The sequence below is a fragment of the Geofilum sp. OHC36d9 genome, assembly GCF_052400685.1.
Lineage (GTDB): Bacteria > Bacteroidota > Bacteroidia > Bacteroidales > Marinilabiliaceae > CAZHHH01.
Genome location: NZ_JBQTGJ010000001.1, coordinates 67,772 through 84,645 on the forward strand (window position 1 = coordinate 67,772; position 16,874 = coordinate 84,645).

Consider the following 16,874-nt stretch of genomic DNA (forward strand, 5'->3'; position numbering starts at 1 on the left):
TCAAAACAAAATACCATAAGAAAATGGCCAAAAAACCAGAGTTTAATAACATTGTCTTCGATTTAGGAGGCGTCATTGTAGATATTGACATAAACAGCACAATTAATGCCCTTAAACGAACTCTAAATCTGCCTCCCGATACTGAGCCGTTCAAAATTATGGAAATGAGCGTCTTTCACCAATACGAAACAGGTACCATTAATTCGTCTCAGTTTATAAATCGTCTCAGCGAATTATCAGGCACCGGGGTTAAGCCTGATTTGCTAATAGAAGCATGGAATGCCATGCTCGTAACAATACCTGAAAAAAGAATAAACCTCATCGAAAAATTGTCCGGGCGCTTTCGTCTGTTTGTACTAAGCAATACAAATGCTTTACATGCTGAAAAATTTGAAAAAATGGCCCCCGGATATGAAAACTTATCGCAGCTATTTGAGAAAATGTACTACTCGCACCTCATCGGCTGCCGAAAACCACAAGCAAAAGCTTTTACCACAGTTATTGACGACAGTGGCATACAACCCACTGAAACACTATTTGTTGACGACCTGCAAACAAATATCACAATGGCAAGACAACTGCATTTTCAAACATTACAAGTTAATAATGGAACGGATATAACTGAGCTGATGAAACACCTTATAACGTAATTAAAAATTGGATCAATAAGTCATAAATGGAGTTTGTCTATAAACGTCAACTTCTGCGCTATGGACACATACAAAATACATTATGAACAAATCATCATATCAGGCACCATGCTTGCCTTATAGCACTCATTTATAAACATTAACCTCCAATTCTAAAAATATTACAGGCTCTGAATTTAGGGCATGTATATCAACAACGTAGAAAAAAGAGTTTTTAGGCTAGCACTAAATATGACAAAAAAAGGGGAACTTCATTGAAGCCCCCCTTTCACTATTTAAAAACTTTATCTGCGCACCAGCAACCAAACACTGTCACGCCCCACAGATGTTCTTTCGCTGTTAAGGACTTCAAGTGCTTTGTTCCAACTACTAAAGCCCATATACGACACTTTATAAAACTCACCATTAGGACCTTCAGGACGTTCAATAATTTCTGAAGCAAATCCCTGATTAAGCATTTCCTGACGGTATTTTTCGGCATTGGCATACTCAACAAAACTACCACCAATAAGAAAATATTTATTCGGTTTCACCGGTTCCTGAACAACAGTTTCAACCACCTCGGGAACCGCTTCTTCGAATATAGTATCAGGCTTAACGGGTTCTATAACTTCCTGAACAGGCACAGGCTCCGGCGTCGGGTCTGCTTTCTTTTTCTTATTACATGCCACCAACCCTATGGCCAGCACCAACGCAAAAAGTAAAACATTCTTCATTAGGCAACATTTTGGTTTATAATGAGGGTAGATATCAGCAGTATGCTGAAATCTTCACCAAACACATTTTTAAGGTTTTAAGCAAACATACAAAAATGAAAATAAATGCAATATACACCAAGTGTTTCTTTTTGTAAACAGATTTAGCAAAAAAAACAATCAACTAATAAAAAATATTTTTTTTTGGTCAACGATAGAATCCTGCATTAAAGCTTTGTACCTAATTACACAACCATAATAAAAATTATTTATTAATGTTTGATAGCCTCGCAAGGAATCAGAAAAAGCACCGTTTTTATTCGCTGCTCAAGCTTTCCAAACAGCCATTTACCATAATAAACCAACATACCCCAAGCTTCGCAACAAACAGATAATCAGTCCACATACTTGTAACCGACGCCTTTTATAGTACGAATATGCTCCTGTCCAATTTTTTCACGCAACTTGCGTATATGCACATCAATGGTTCTGTCACCCACAATGATGGTATCCCCCCACACGGAACTGTATATTTCGTCACGTGTAAATACCTTATCAGGTTTCGAGGCTAACAAAAGCAACAATTCAAACTCCTTTTTTGGTAACGACAATTCTACCCCTGCTGTTGTTACCACATAACGCTCTTTATCGATCACCAGATCGCCTATTGATACCAGATGACTGTCGACATGTGAGGCAAATTCAGCCACCGCATTAAAACGTTTAAGTAAAGCCCTGGCTCTTGATACCAGCACTTTAGGTTTAATAGGCTTGGCAATATAATCATCAGCACCCGCCTCAAAACCAGCTATTTGCGAATAATCCTCACCCCGCGCGGTTAAAAATGCCACCAGCGAATGCTTTAATAACGGCTGCTTTTTTATCTCTTCGCAGGTTTCAATACCGTCCATACCGGGCATCATCACGTCCAATATAATCAGATGGGGCAAAAACTCGATGGCCATTTTAATGGCATCTTTACCATTGGAAGCCGTTTGAACCAGAAAACCTTCCTTTTTAAGGTTATAACTCAAAAATTCCAAAATATCAGGTTCATCGTCTACTAAGAGAATTTTTTGTTTTACAATCTCGCTCATAAATAAGTCTGTGTTTAAGTTAATTAACCTTCTCGAGGGTAAAAGTAAACGAAGTGCCTTTTCCGACAGTGCTATTAACGTTTATAGTTTGCTTGTGCGCCTCAATAATATGCTTAACAATAGCCAGCCCCAAACCTGTTCCGCCCTGCTCACGCGAACGACTTTTATCCACACGGTAAAAACGTTCGAAGATGCGGGGAAGCTCGGCATTGGGAATTCCGATGCCGGTATCACGTACCTGTATGAGAACCACTTTATCCATATCATAAAAACTCACTGTAGTGGTTCCACCAGTGGTTCCATAATTAATGGAATTGACCACCAGATTACTCAGCACCTGAAAGATACGCGTCTTATCTGCATTAACAAGCGTGGCCCGGTCGCACGAACGCCCAAAACGAAGCTTTATATTACGTTGCTTAGCTCTTATCTCCTGTAAATCAAAAACATCTTCAATTAAATTATACAGAAAAAAATGTTCGTACTGCATCTCCAGTTCACCCGATTCCAGTTTGGAAATGGCTTCCAAATCACTGATAATAGATATCATACGATCGATACTCTTCTCGGTGCGCTGTAGGTATAGCTGATTAATTTTCGGATCTTCCATGCCTCCATCCAAAAGCGTAAGAATATAACCCTGTATGTTAAAAATAGGCGTTTTAAGCTCGTGCGAAACATTGCCCAGATACTCTTTCCTATATTGTTCCAATTGACGCAACTGCTGGATTTCCTGAATTTGACCTTTCATCCATTCGCCCACTTCCTGATTTACCTCCGTAAAGATATCATCATTGGCGTAGGCCGAAACCTCTTTTAAGGAAGGTTTAAAATTGCGGATGGTACGATAAATAGGTTTAATCTTTGCATAGATATAAGCATTAATAAAATAATTGACCAGATAATAAACCGTGGCTGTGAATAAGGGGATAGATATTAACAGGGAGATGACCAGGCTAAGACCAAGAAAAGTATTAACGAAAAAAAAGACAAGCGTCATCACCAAAAAAGAAATGGTGATGTATCCCGCAATTCGCTGTGGCGCAATAGACTTCATATAAGAATCATTATAATGTTCAAAATTAACTGAAAAATAATACCGCCGCGCCCCATCGAGCGATGCCCGCAATGTTAAATAATTGTAAAGTCATCTGAAGTTCTGAAAATTAATGATTTCAACGATAAATTTGCTACATTCATCTGATAAAACCTAACAAAAAATTAATGTATACCCATTTTTTGGGAGGCGGGGATACACTATTTTTGTCCATGCTTAATAACTATTCCCATGATTTTTATCACGACAGCAGTCATTATATTGGCAATATTGGTCATTTTTCAGTTGGTTACTGGTATAGCCAACGATGCGGTTAATTTTCTTAACTCAGCATTTGGTTCAAAGATTGCTTCACGAAAAACCATCATGTGGATTGCAGGAGCCGGACTTATTATAGGCACATTTTTCTCCGGTGGAATGATGGAAGTAGCCCGTAGTGGCGTTATTCATCCCGAAAAATTTTATCTGCACGAATTGCTTACCATTTTTTTGTCAGCCGGTATCGTAAGTGTCTTGATATGGGATGCCTATAATACCATCGGATTTCCCACTTCAACCACCATTACCATAATTACGTCTCTGATAGGCGGCTCGCTGGCCATTTATATACTCCGAGGTGAAACCGGCAACTATTCCGGCTACATTAATACGGGCCGCATATTTCTTATTTTTGCCGGCATTTTACTGTCTATTATTTTGGCCTTTATCACCGGTAGTTTGGTTCAATTCATTACACGACTAATTTTCTCGTTCGAATATCGCAACAAATACCATTTCTTATTCGCCTTAGCCGGGGCCTTATCGTTTACCTCTCTCATTTTTTTGATAATGAAAAAAGGGATTGGTGGTATTTTTTCCGACTACGATTACAACCAAATCCTGCTAAACAGTCTGGGCAGTTGGTTGTTAATTTCCTTTATTATTTCTTTTCTGGTTTTATGGGGATTAGGCGTATTAATGAAGCTAGACATCCCCCGACTGGTTGTATTTTTTGGCACTTTTGCATTGGCTTTATCGTTTGCCGCCAATGATTTAGTCAATTTTACCGGATTACCGCTAACCGGTATTGAAAGTTACAAGGCTTTCCTCAATACACCGGGAGCTAGTCCAAACCAGTTCGCGCTGGATTTTTTGAATAATGAGTGGTTGCGAAATCAGAAATTTAATGACGGCGTATACCTGGCATTTTATGTTATTTCGGGTATTGTCATGGTATTGACAATTCTCTATTCCAAAAAATCACGAACTGTTACCGATACAGAAATATATTTAGGACGCCAATCCACAGGTAAAGAACATTTTGAGCCCTCGCAGCTGTCTCGGTTACTCGTACGCAATTTCTTATCTGCCTATGAAAAAGTTTTATTATTAACTCCTAAAAGCGTACGCCGTTTAGTAACATCGCGTTACACTAAAAAAAGCACCGACGAAAGTTCTACCGAAATCATTTATTTCGACACTGTTAGGGCTGCTGTTAATCTGGTTATTGCCAGTGTTTTAATATCTTTTGGAACCTATTTGCGCTATCCCCTGTCAACCACCTTTGTCGCTTTTATGGTTGTTATGGGTACCTCATTTGCCGATCAGGCATGGGGCCGCGAAAGTGCAGTTTACCGCTTATCGGGTGTGTTATCTATTTTGGGCGGCTGGTTCGTAACGACCATCGGAGCCCTGGGTGGCACCTTTATATTAACGCTGATTATTGCCTCCGGCGGATGGATCGCTGCTATTGTAATGTTTTTACTTATGGTATTCGTATTATACAAAACAACCATCTATCACAAAAATCAGCAACAAAAAAAAGAAACGCTTTTAGCCAGTTATAACCAACAAAAAAGCAACAGCCTAAACCGGCTTCAAACCGATGACCACCTGCGTATAAGAAAGGCAATTCTGGAAATATCCAAAATATACTTTCTGATCATTAACGGGCTAATTCACGAAGACATACAACAAGTTCGTGAAGCCAGAGTAAAGGCGATACAACTCCATGAGTCGATCAAGGATTTTAAAAATGAAGTTTTCCGCAACTTAGCCACACTGCCCGAAGAAATACAGGACAGCAGCTTTTTGTTTGTTCAGGCTCTTGACTACCTCTCTGAATTAACCAATAGCCTGCATCAGCTTGTTCCGGCCATCTGCAACCATGTTGAAAACCGTCATAAAGGATTAACAGAAGCCCAAAAGCAAAGCTTACAAAACATTTTAGATGAGATGACCGCCTATTTCAATTATCAGGTACATCTGGAAAAAGATAAACGATTTAATGAAATAACGGACCTTAAGCAAAAACAAACGACATTAAAAGTGATGCTCGAACAAATAAGAATCGAACACATCCGTCGTATCCGTACGGGGGAGGGCAAAACGCGCATCAATGTAATTTATATGGAAATTCTGGGTGAGACGCATAACTTACTTCTATACGCATTCAATTTGTTTCAGTCTCTCAGCGAGTTCAACAAACAATCGCGCCGACCAACTCCCTAGACGTATCTATCAAAAAAATCATTTTTAAAACCGACCTTAATTAAACTTCCTAAAACATACTAAAGTGATTATCTTTATCGTTGATTAAAAGCAAACCTTTTGGGAAAAAAGGAGGGGATTACGTGACACTTCTTTTCTTTAAAGAAATGATTTTTGACACGTAAATTGTATCAGGCTATTGTAAAACATTTAACGATGAAGACAAGCAGAATTACATTATTGATTGCCGCCATAATGACGGTTATCAGCGTAGAGGCTCAAAAGCCAGTACTCGAGGGCGAAAGCCTTGAAGCTCAATTTGAGTATGTAAAAACCAAAAGCTCGCGATGGCAGAACTACACAATGGTTCCCGATCCGTTATTTGAGCAATTAAAGAAAAGCACAAACGACACTTTGAGCGCTAAATACAACAAGATAAAAGAATTAAATCAATTGATTGCTCAAAAAAATGCCGACCTGGCAGCTATTAACACTAAACTTACGGACACTCAGGATGAGTTACAACAAACTATAAAAGAAAGAAACTCTTTTACTGTTTTTGGTATTAATATGAGTAAAGTGGCTTTCCTCTCCATCGCAGGATTTATTTTTATCGGCTTGTTGGTCGTAGCTGCTGCTGCAGCACTATTGTTTCAAAAAGGAAATATGGCCGCCAAAAAAATAAAAAAAGATCAGGAACAATTGAAACAGGAATTTGAAGATTACCGTCAGGAAACTCGTAAAAGACAAGAGCAATTGGTAATTCAACACCATAAAGAAATTCAAAAGCTCAAAGGCATGGGATAAAAAATAATCAGAACCTGCACGAGAAGTCCGACTCATGACATTCCGGGCAGGGACTAATTAAAAAAAGCAGAGGTTTTGCAACCTCTGCTTTTTTTAAACATCTGTATAAAGCGATATACCTTAAAGGCTAAGATGGTTTGAATTTAAAATTCAGCCCATTAGCCACTAAATTGGCCAATTCCTTATCGGCTTTATAAAAATGGTCAAGCTGACGCTGAATAATTTTATCGCGTTTCGGGCCAGAGATCCCGGCCATTGAATCAACAATATTGGTTACCGTATTGGCGCGTTCCTTGTCGGTCATTACTTTACTGAACAACAATCCCGGTTGGGTATAATGATCGTCGTCGTTTTCGTTACGGTCATAGACGTCGGCAACTGTAGAATCAATAGGCAATCCGGGTTCTTTAAACTTCACATCGGCTTCAATATCGTCATAACTATTAGGAAAATAGTTGGGCTCACTACCGCCGTTTCCCATCACACTCATCGATCCATCGCGCTGGTGATTATGTACCGGACAGACAGGCCGGTTAACAGGAATCTGCTCATAGTTGGTGCCCAGGCGATAACGATGCGCATCGGGATAGGCCAGAATACGACCTTGCAACATTTTATCGGGAGACATGCCAATACCCGGAATTTGGTTGGAGGGGGCAAAAGCGGCCTGCTCAACATCGGCAAAATAATTGGCCGGAATTTCATTTAATTCCATGATCCCAACCTCCATAAGCGGATAGTCAGAATGAGGCCATACTTTTGTCACATCGAAAGGATTCCATGGAAATTTTTGAGCCTGACTGTTTGTCATCAGCTGAATATGCAATTTCCATTTAGGAAAGTCGCCTTTTTTAATAGCATTAACAAGGTCGCGTTGGGCATAATCAGGATCTTTACCTTTCAGCTCATTGGCTTGTTCAAGATTAAGAGTTTTATTACCCTGCATCGTCTTAAAGTGAAACTTCACCCAAATGCGCTCATTTTTGTCGTTGATAAACGAAAAAGCATGACTACCATAACCATTCATGTGACGAAAGCCATCGGGCGTGCCGCGATCACTAAAAAGTATTAACACCTGATGCAGACTTTCAGGGTTAAGACTCCAGTAATCCCACAGCATATTTGGACTTTTCAAATTGGTTTGCGGATCACGCTTCTGCGTATGAATAAAATCGGGAAACTTCTTGGCATCTTTAATAAAAAATACCGGTGTATTATTTCCGACCAAGTCCCAATTCCCCTCGCGTGTATAAAACTTAACGGCAAAACCTCGCGGATCACGCTCTGTATCAGCACTTCCTTTTTCACCTCCAACAGTTGAAAAACGAACAAAAACACGACATTCGTTGCCCACCTTACTAAATAAACAAGCTTTGGTATATTTAGAAATATCTTTGGTGACTTTGAATACACCAAAAGCGCCAGAACCTTTGGCATGCACAACCCGTTCAGGAATACGTTCACGATTGAAATGAGCCAGTTTTTCATGAAGATGATAATCCTGCAGCAAAACAGGCCCCTGTGGCCCAACAGTCATGCTGTCCTCATTCTCGTAGTACGGCCTACCGGATGCCGTAGATAAATTTTTCTTTTCTTCTTTCATAGTAATGATTTTTAGGGAATTGAAGGAATCAATTTAGTATTTTAAAGTAAAAAAAACAATTTATTGCAAGAGATTATGCCCCCAAACAAAAAGAAGGCTCTGCTTTGGCAGATACCTTCTTACACAACAACCTCTCTTATCAAGCATTTGAGTTTTCTTGCAGGCACTATTTAAAGTCTGTCCATAAACTAAGTGTTTAAAATATAAAGTTCAAACCCAAGGCTGGCGAAGTCATAAAAATCAAGGCGTTTACTTTTCGTAAATGACTGTTTCTATGACAAGCATAACGCAGAAGTTGACTTTATAGACAAACACTATTTAAAGACAAGCGCCTGAATCTTCGCGCGGCGCGATATAAACCGGTGGTTAAAAACTATGACTCAGACCAATGCTGAATGACCGACCGGGGCTATAACTCTTATACACTTGTGTACTTGCATTATATGAATCATAAAAACTCTCATATTTCTCACCCAAAATATTAGAAATCTTAAAATCAATCCCTGTATTTTTCTCTAACCCCAGTTTCTTTTTAAAACTAAAGTTCACACTATGAAAAGGAGCCACGTAGATATCGGGGAACAATCCAGCACCCACAATCGACAATGTTTTACCCTTAACGTTGTAGAATAACCCGGCCTCGACACCGTTATCGCGGTCACCATAAATAAATCCTGCATTTATCACATAAGGTGACTGGCCAGCCATGTCGCGCTTCGAATTCACATTTTCTCCGCTTTTTTCGTAGGCTTTACGTGAGTTGTACTCGGCATCTGTCATATTTACTTCCGATTTAACCAAAGTCAGATTACCATTGAGGCTGAATTTCTGTAATGCTGGTGCTATAACAGACAAACTGCGGTTAAATTCAAATTCAAAACCCATTAAAACGGCGTCGCCAACGTTACGTGGCTGATACTCGGTACTGGTTTGCTGTTCGGGTATTCGCACCATTTCAATGGGATTATCAAACTGCTTATAAAAAACACTGGCAGAGATATTTTGTCCCTGCTCTAAAAAATATTCCCAGCGTATATCCATATTATCTATCAACGTTTCAGTCAGATTGCCGTCCCAGTCGGAATACTGGAACAAACTACCATTAAAAATACTGTTGCTGATAGGATCCAAAATCTGGGCGAAGGAAAGCTCCTTAAACGAAGGGCGGGCAATTGTACGTGCATAAGAAGCACGCAAATTCTGATTATCCCTGACCTCATAGATTAGGTTAACGGACGGAAACAGGTCAAAAGAGTTAAGCACCTCATCATTGTCAAGGTTACGACCACTCACCTTGTCACCACTGGCATAACTCTGATCGCGGCCTGTATGTCGTTGCACAAAATTTTCAGCGCGCAGCCCTACAATTGTTTTTAACCTGGTGAGCGGATAAAACTCGTTGGACAAATAAAAACCGCTATTATTAATATTGGAAGTGTATTGATTGGGATTCGGCGTATTATTTCCCGATTGATAATAAATGCCATTTGGCCGGTTGGGAAACAAATTCACATCATCCAATACAGAAGAAATTTCAGTATTAATATCCCACACCTGCGTATAGGCAAACTGAATATCGAAAAATAAAATTTCGTAATCGCGCTTTTTATAGATATGGCTCACACCAAACTTCAATCTGGCATCTTTCCCATTGTACTTATAAGCCCTGGTCACATCAAACCGCGCGGGCAGATTAATTTCTGTCAATTCGCGCCAGATACGGGAGGGATTTCCGCCAGCACCGGCACTGAAACTTTTAGTGCCATTCGAATTTAATGTAAAGGCAGTTTTACGAATGTCAGGATCGTCAGAGGTCGAAAAAGTGGGAGAGATACGCCAATCCAAATCCCAACCAGAGTCATTTATGTTATGCGTTCCATTTACTAATACATTGGTCAGTGATCGCTGATTGTATTCGAGGTTATCAGATTCAGCTTCGTACCCCGATTGCCCAACTGCTTCGGCACTATTCAGAATATTAAGACGCGCCGCCCTGCTCTCGCCGTTTTGTAAACGCATAGCCGTTAAGCGTAGAGTGTTATAATTATTTTTATAGGCCAATCCAGCTAAAGCACCTACCAACACATTCTTTTCGCCCAACATTCCATTTTGAACCGTTGCATATCGCATCTCGTAAACATCAGGATTTAAATTTTTCTGATACTCACCATAATGCATGTCATCATAAAATTTTGTATCCGATTTGTACGACAACGAGAAAATGTAACTCATTTTACCATCTCCCCGCGAACCAACATTCCATTGATTTCCCATAGAAATGCCGGCACTGTAATCCATGAAACTGGTTTTATTTTGAGCACCCAACTGATTACTAAAACTCTTTATAAAATTCGTGACCTCCTGAGTTGAATATCCACTATAAGGGACAGGTATTTTGTCATTTCGTGCCAACGAAGGCAGCGCTCTGGAGCCATCATCGAACCCCAAAAAATCGAATTTGCCACCGTCATAGGTCAAATAATCAGAGTTAAAATGCATATCAGGGTTGTAGGCCATGCTAACAGAGACATCAAAGACTTTTGTTTCGGGAAAATCTTTGGTTTCGACATTAATGAGTCCACCGGTAAAATCAGCCGGCATATCGGCTGTAAAATTTTTACTCACCACCATATTTTCGATGAGATTCGTTGGAAAAATATCCATCTGGAGGCTGTTTCGATCGGGATCGAGCCCGGGAATTTCCATTCCGTTAAGAGTTGTTTTAGAATAACGGTCGCCCAAACCGCGCACATAAATATATTTACCGCCTTCAATGGTCACCCCTGTAACGCGTTTGGCGGCTTCAACAGCTGTGGCATCGCCAATGAAGTCCATTTTAGAGGCCGAGATCCCATCTACCATGGCCGTAGAATTTCTTTTAATGGTTTGGATGGCTGCTTCGGTGTTACGCAAAGCGCGGGCTGTAATCATCACATCCTGTAACTGAATGGTACTGGCGCCCATTCTTATATCTTTAAGAATGGTTTCCTGACCGGCTGTTACCACTACATCGTTAATAATAACAGGATCGAAAGAAATGAAAGAAACCTGAAGATCATAGGTTCCTGCATCCACAGGAAGGATAAAATGTCCATCCAGATCGGTTGAAGTACCGGTATAGGTCCCTTTAATCACGACACTGACTCCCACTAACGTTTCACCAGTATTATCGTCGTAAACAGTAGCGCGTATGGTGCCTTTTTGTGAATATACTATAGTAGATAAAAGAAGTAAAATAACAATTCCAATGTGTCTCATTAGCTAAAATATTTGTTGCTGTGTGTTTGTGTGTTCGCTTTCGCGGAAGACCGACCTACCATCAAAAAACAGTCGTTCTAAAAAAATCAAAAGAACAGGCTTGCAATATTCTCAGCTGATGCAAGCCTGTTCCAAATACTCATGACAGGCCCGGGGCCTAACGTTTTACATTACAGAGCGGGGATTTTACCAGCTTCACTGGCCCATGTCCAACCATTAAAGACCGACAAATCGATATCAGACGCTTTAGCAGGGGCTGAAGCAGCAGTAACACCAGTGGGGACGTCACCGTTAACATAGTCAGCTAAAGCAGCGGCATCTACATCCAAAACAACACCAGTAAAAGAAGTAACGCCTGCTTCAAAAATTACACGATTAATTTGCTGACCTTCTTTAATGCCGGTAATAAATACATTTTCGAATGTAACACTGGTGTTATCATCCGTATTGATAAGATCTTCAGATACACGCTCGTAGTCATCGTCGCTGGCGACAACCACCCCATTTTTAATGGTAAAAGCACCATAATCAGCAGTTCCTTCAGGACCATCCAATTCGAAGTTGTGACCGGCAGGTGACAGCACAAGGAAGTTGCTGATTGTACCGGTATAAGACATATCAGCGTCGATACCATCATCACCCACATTCCAAACCAACAGGTTAGTCACGTTGACAGTACCACCAAACCATTCAACGCCATCGTCCTGGTTTGACACTATTTCAATATGATCGATCGTAGTACCTGAGCCAACACCACCTAAGGTAAGACCATTAATTTCGTTCCCGGAACCGATGTTTGTGCCACCATGCCGAATGGAGACATACCTCAGAACACCTGAGTTATCATCTAAAACACTACCACCATATAAACCGTTGGGATCAGAAGTTGGAATACCTTCCACTTGCAACTCACTGGCATCTGCCGTATTATCTTCATTGGAAGCAGAAATACGCGATTTACCAAGAATAATAACACCACCCCAAAGACCATTAACATCGGGATCGAGGTTTGGACTACCAAAATCACCTGCTGCAACATCTTCAGGTGTAATCTCATCATTAACAGCGGTAAAAATAATAGGAGCAGCCGCAGTTCCTTCAGCCATCAATTTGCCACCTCGGGCTACTAATAAAGCCGTCGCATTAGCACCGGTACCGGATTGACCTTTAATAACCGTTCCAGGTTCAATGGTAAGAGTTGCCTGGTCGACTACCGTAATACGTCCACCCAATTCGTAAACATGATCTTTGGTCCAGGTTGTATTTTCAGTAATATTCTCAGTCACGACTAAATTTCCGCTTGCTTGACCAGGATCGTCAGTATTGTTATTATCCTCATCGCATGCGGTAAAAGAAAAAACCACGCCAACAGCTAATAAAAAGCTTAAGAATTTTAATTGATTTTTCATCTCTTCAATTTTTGGTTTATTTGTTTGTTTTAAACATCACAAAAAAAGAGGAATAGAATTGCCTGAACTTTAAGGGAGCTTTAAGTGTGTATTAACAAAACAGAAGGGTGATTAACAATGAATTAACATTGGAATTTGTTGTCGACAAAAAAAACACTTTTTTTGATCGCTTATCTCAAAATAAACATTTACACCAGTAAACTCATAATTTCCGAGTTACGTGCACCTTGAATATGAACACTTCTCATAACGCACTGGCGTTTTCGTGCTTTTGCTATTACTGTATGAAAGCCTCGAAAATTAAGCTTTCTTATCTGCCACAGAACTGTTCGGGCAAGCACGACTTACGGGATAATGTATATCTTTGCATATAAGTGATGTGATTCGTATTACGGCGCTTAGACGAAGGCTATGTTGAGTATGTTAAAGTCCTGACTCTAAGTTACACATGCTCTTAAAGTTGCTATTTGCGACGGTATATTCACATTTTTCGAACTGTGGATGCTCCAAATTTGAACTTAAGCAGTAACATCTTATGGACAAGTTAATCGTGATATTATCCAGTACCTGGAAATTTGCCGCTACGTTCCCGGTAGCTGTCTATGGTTTTAAAATGTCGTTTACTCAAACCATTCTTTACACAAATATAGGAGGAGTATTTGGTATTGTTGCCTCGGGCCTGTTATCAAAAGGATTAATAAAACTCTATATAGCTTTTTGGCCCAAAAAGTTAAAAAGGAAACCCAGAAAAAAATTTACAAAAAGTAACAGGCGTTTGGTCCGATTAAAAACCAAATACGGGTTGCATGGCATTGTTTTTTTGACACCTGTATTGTTATCCATCCCAGTTGGAACATTTTTAGTTACAAAATATTATAAAAAGACTATTTTAAATTATTTGTATTTGCTTACTGCACAGATAATATGGTCGGTTATTTATACTTTTTTCTATATCAAAATTAAAGGCATTTTTTGATTTGAAGGAACCTCAAAATTGAATTTGACAACCAAATAAATGGTCGTTAATTGTTACAGTACTTTACAGATCGTTTAGCGTGCTTTTAATGGTAAGCTCGTTATTACTCTTTTTTGCTATTGATCCCAAAAGATCCGGAATGTAATATTCGCTAAATCCAGCCAACACAGAGATTGAATAATGAACAAAAATATTCCCGGTTTCCTCTATAAATCCGAATACCAGGTTGGATTTAATAAGTACATAAACTATCAGACTGGAGATCATGGCTATGGAAATGCGGGAGATGGCAATCCATATCTGAAGGTACTGGTTGTAGAATAATTCGAAATCGAGTTTGTTGATCTTTAATGATACCGAAATTAATCCGCCAAAGCTCCCAAATGTCGCAAGCAGGAATAAACTTGCCAGTTTATTATTTAAAAGATCAAGACTATGAATTGTGCAACATATCACAATATTCATCATGACGATGGCGACACAGCTCAACAGATAAACAATTTTATTTTTCGTGATCTTTTCATTTTCAAGGGTAACAATAACTGAATTAAGGAGTAACTCAGCCTGCTTAACGTTATTATCCAGACAATTGGCTATTGCTGTGGCTAGTTTTTGTGCATACTTGCGTCGCTTACGTTTGGATGACATGTAATCCTCAAACCTAATGATTAAAGGATTTAGTTTTGAAATATTTTTAACATTGTCATCAATGGAGTTCCGGACGATCCTGTTAACGACACCGTTTTTTTTAACCTCATACAGTAAGTAATCTTCAGTAGCACAATAAATGGCTGTGATTTTTTCATTATTCAGGTCCAAATCGCCGATGTCAAATTGATAAAAGGGTTTAGTATCCATGTCAGTAGGGCTTGGTTTATATTTCAATCTAATTTCTTTTTAAAATGCTTAATTCAGATTCCTTCGGGGGGTGCTGCTTTTATATTTCAAATTATTGGTTTACTGATATAAAAAGTGAAATCCGTTAATGATATTTCCGGCCAAATGAAAGTCGACAGCCGCCGCGGACATCTGACAGCCGCATTGAAACTAAACATTGTCACTAATTTGTTTCATATGTTTATAATTTGTTTTTCAGTTGCCATATGGAACTCGCCGGAATTAATCATCTTCTTGTGTGCGATATAATTGCCATGGCTCGTTTCATTACTATGGGTGACATTTAAAAGTTGCAACAAAAATCATAACCGAATTGTAATTCATTGCCTAAACGTATCATTATTTTTATATGTGCCGCCATTAGTTTTACAATCCAATTGCTGTAAATGTCCAAAATTGAAACGGCCTTACGATGATTTTAATAAAACTAATCGTCTAATTTACTGAAAATTAATAATTATCAAAAAAATAAATGGAAGAGCTAATATTCTGAATAGAAATAATAATGAGGTGGAAAAAACGATGTTAAAACCCATTATGCAGGTTTTATTGGATTGATAAAAATACCAACGCTGCTTTTGTTAAAATAATAGACAGACGTCATTGTTAGAATGATTCCTTTAAATTTGTTTCCCAATGGTCGTTTACATATTTTTCAATCTCCGTAAGCCTGAAAGGAACATTTTTGCCTGTTTCGACAAACAAACAAGCTTATGATGGATTACTATATTATTTGTTATCGCAATCGATAAAAGTTCAGTTACCATAGCATGAATGCTTCATTTTGGAACACTCCGGTGAAAAACACAATAAATTATGATTCTAAGTGTAAGCAGACGAACCGATATTCCGGCTTTTTATTCCCAATGGTTTTACAACAGATTAAAAGAAGGCTATGTGTATGTTCGTAACCCCATCAATAGAAATGCCATCAGCAAAATAAGATTAAATCCGGAGGTGATCGATTGCATCGTTTTTTGGACAAAGAATCCATCCGCCTTTTTTATGGAAAATCTGGACGCTGTTTCACCCATCCCCTATTACGTTCAATTTACAATTACCCCATACGATGCTTCGATAGAACCCAATGTTCCCGGAGAGAATGAGGTGATCCACAACTTTATCCGGTTATCAGATAAAATTGGCAGAGAAAGAGTCATCTGGCGATATGATCCCATACTGCTTAGTGAAACCTATTCCATTAAATACCATACAGCTTCTTTCGAAGCATTGGCCAAACAACTAAGCCCATATACCGATAAATGCATCGTCAGCTTTGTTGATTTTTATAAAAAATGTGTGCCCAGATTAAAAAAAGTCTCTGTGCGACAGCCAACATCGGCGGAGGTGATAGAGTTATATACCCTATTAAAACAGATAGCCGACGCCTATGATCTGGTCATTGAATCCTGTGCTGAGTCGCGTGATGTTTCATCCACAGGGATAAAGAATGGCAAATGCATTGACGATGTGCTCATTGAGAAAATAACGGGAAAAAAAGTAAAAGCTAAAAAGGACAGAAACCAAAGAGGCTTCTGCCATTGCATTGAAAGCATTGATATTGGCGAATATAATACGTGTAAACATAATTGTCTGTATTGCTATGCCAATTACAATAACACAAAAGTTCTTGCAAACTCAGGACTTCATAACAATAAGACGCCTCTTTTAATCGGAGCGGTTCGCAATACGGACATTATAAGGGAACGGAGGGTGTATACGCTATTGGAGAGTTCATTATTCGATTAAATAAAATTTGATATAAAGCCCAACTTCTGCGTTACGCTTGCCATAAAAACAGTCATTTACGAAAAGTAAACTCCTTTATTTTTATGACATCGCAAGCCTTGAATTTGAACTTTATAGTCAAACTTCCGATTTCATGGACAGGCATTTAAAAGTGTTTGTCTATGTTTATAAAGCCCAACTTCTGCGTTACGCTTGCCATAAAATAGT

The 16,874-nt window shown here is 39.1% G+C and carries 12 protein-coding genes; 5 read left to right on the plus strand and 7 right to left on the minus strand.

Features of this window, described 5'->3' with window-relative positions:
* Window positions 1-23: 23 nt before the first annotated feature.
* Window positions 24-650 (plus strand): HAD family hydrolase, encoded by a 627-nt coding sequence (locus ACT3CD_RS00300; protein ID WP_444641816.1) that lies wholly within the window; start codon window positions 24-26, stop codon window positions 648-650.
* A 284-nt stretch (window positions 651-934) separates the two neighbouring features.
* Here the strand turns inward: ACT3CD_RS00300 and ACT3CD_RS00305 are convergent, their stop codons facing one another.
* From ACT3CD_RS00305 to ACT3CD_RS00315, 3 genes are all read right to left on the minus strand, one after another.
* Window positions 935-1,366, minus strand: a complete 432-nt coding sequence (locus tag ACT3CD_RS00305; RefSeq protein WP_444641817.1) for an SPOR domain-containing protein — start codon at window positions 1,364-1,366, stop codon at window positions 935-937.
* Between the two features lie 374 nt (window positions 1,367-1,740).
* Window positions 1,741-2,442 (minus strand): response regulator transcription factor, encoded by a 702-nt coding sequence (locus ACT3CD_RS00310; RefSeq protein WP_444641819.1) that lies wholly within the window; start codon window positions 2,440-2,442, stop codon window positions 1,741-1,743.
* A gap of 19 nt (window positions 2,443-2,461) precedes the next feature.
* On the minus strand, window positions 2,462-3,499 hold the full coding sequence (locus ACT3CD_RS00315) for a sensor histidine kinase (protein ID WP_444641821.1): 1,038 nt from the start codon (window positions 3,497-3,499) through the stop codon (window positions 2,462-2,464).
* Window positions 3,500-3,730: 231 nt separating this feature from the next.
* On the opposite strand from ACT3CD_RS00315, the gene ACT3CD_RS00320 reads away from it, so the two are divergent.
* Window positions 3,731-5,989 (plus strand): inorganic phosphate transporter, encoded by a 2,259-nt coding sequence (locus ACT3CD_RS00320; RefSeq protein ID WP_444641823.1) that lies wholly within the window; start codon window positions 3,731-3,733, stop codon window positions 5,987-5,989.
* A 195-nt stretch (window positions 5,990-6,184) separates the two neighbouring features.
* The gene (locus tag ACT3CD_RS00325) at window positions 6,185-6,775 is read left to right on the plus strand and encodes a hypothetical protein (protein WP_444641824.1); all 591 of its coding nucleotides are present in this window, start codon (window positions 6,185-6,187) and stop codon (window positions 6,773-6,775) included.
* A gap of 127 nt (window positions 6,776-6,902) precedes the next feature.
* Here the strand turns inward: ACT3CD_RS00325 and ACT3CD_RS00330 are convergent, their stop codons facing one another.
* The 3 genes from ACT3CD_RS00330 to ACT3CD_RS00340 all read right to left on the minus strand — a co-directional run bounded on the left by ACT3CD_RS00330 (window position 6,903) and on the right by ACT3CD_RS00340 (window position 13,045).
* Entirely contained in the window at window positions 6,903-8,378 is a 1,476-nt protein-coding gene (locus ACT3CD_RS00330; protein ID WP_444641826.1) for a catalase, read from the minus strand.
* 366 nt (window positions 8,379-8,744) lie between these two features.
* On the minus strand, window positions 8,745-11,636 hold the full coding sequence (locus tag ACT3CD_RS00335) for a TonB-dependent receptor domain-containing protein (protein WP_444641828.1): 2,892 nt from the start codon (window positions 11,634-11,636) through the stop codon (window positions 8,745-8,747).
* A gap of 170 nt (window positions 11,637-11,806) precedes the next feature.
* A complete protein-coding gene (locus ACT3CD_RS00340; RefSeq protein ID WP_444641830.1) occupies window positions 11,807-13,045 on the minus strand; it encodes a right-handed parallel beta-helix repeat-containing protein in 1,239 nt (412 codons plus the stop codon).
* 535 nt (window positions 13,046-13,580) lie between these two features.
* Between ACT3CD_RS00340 and ACT3CD_RS00345 the strand changes: the two genes are divergently transcribed.
* Window positions 13,581-14,021 (plus strand): hypothetical protein, encoded by a 441-nt coding sequence (locus tag ACT3CD_RS00345; protein ID WP_444641832.1) that lies wholly within the window; start codon window positions 13,581-13,583, stop codon window positions 14,019-14,021.
* A 63-nt stretch (window positions 14,022-14,084) separates the two neighbouring features.
* On the opposite strand, the gene ACT3CD_RS00350 is transcribed toward ACT3CD_RS00345, so the two are convergent.
* Complete coding sequence (locus tag ACT3CD_RS00350; protein ID WP_444641834.1) at window positions 14,085-14,906, minus strand: hypothetical protein; 822 nt, start codon at window positions 14,904-14,906, stop codon at window positions 14,085-14,087.
* An 828-nt stretch (window positions 14,907-15,734) separates the two neighbouring features.
* On the opposite strand from ACT3CD_RS00350, the gene ACT3CD_RS00355 reads away from it, so the two are divergent.
* Window positions 15,735-16,667 carry a DUF1848 domain-containing protein gene (locus tag ACT3CD_RS00355; protein WP_444641836.1) on the plus strand — a complete coding sequence of 311 codons (933 nt, stop codon included), beginning with the start codon at window positions 15,735-15,737 and terminating at the stop codon, window positions 16,665-16,667.
* The last annotated feature ends 207 nt before the right edge of the window (window positions 16,668-16,874 follow it).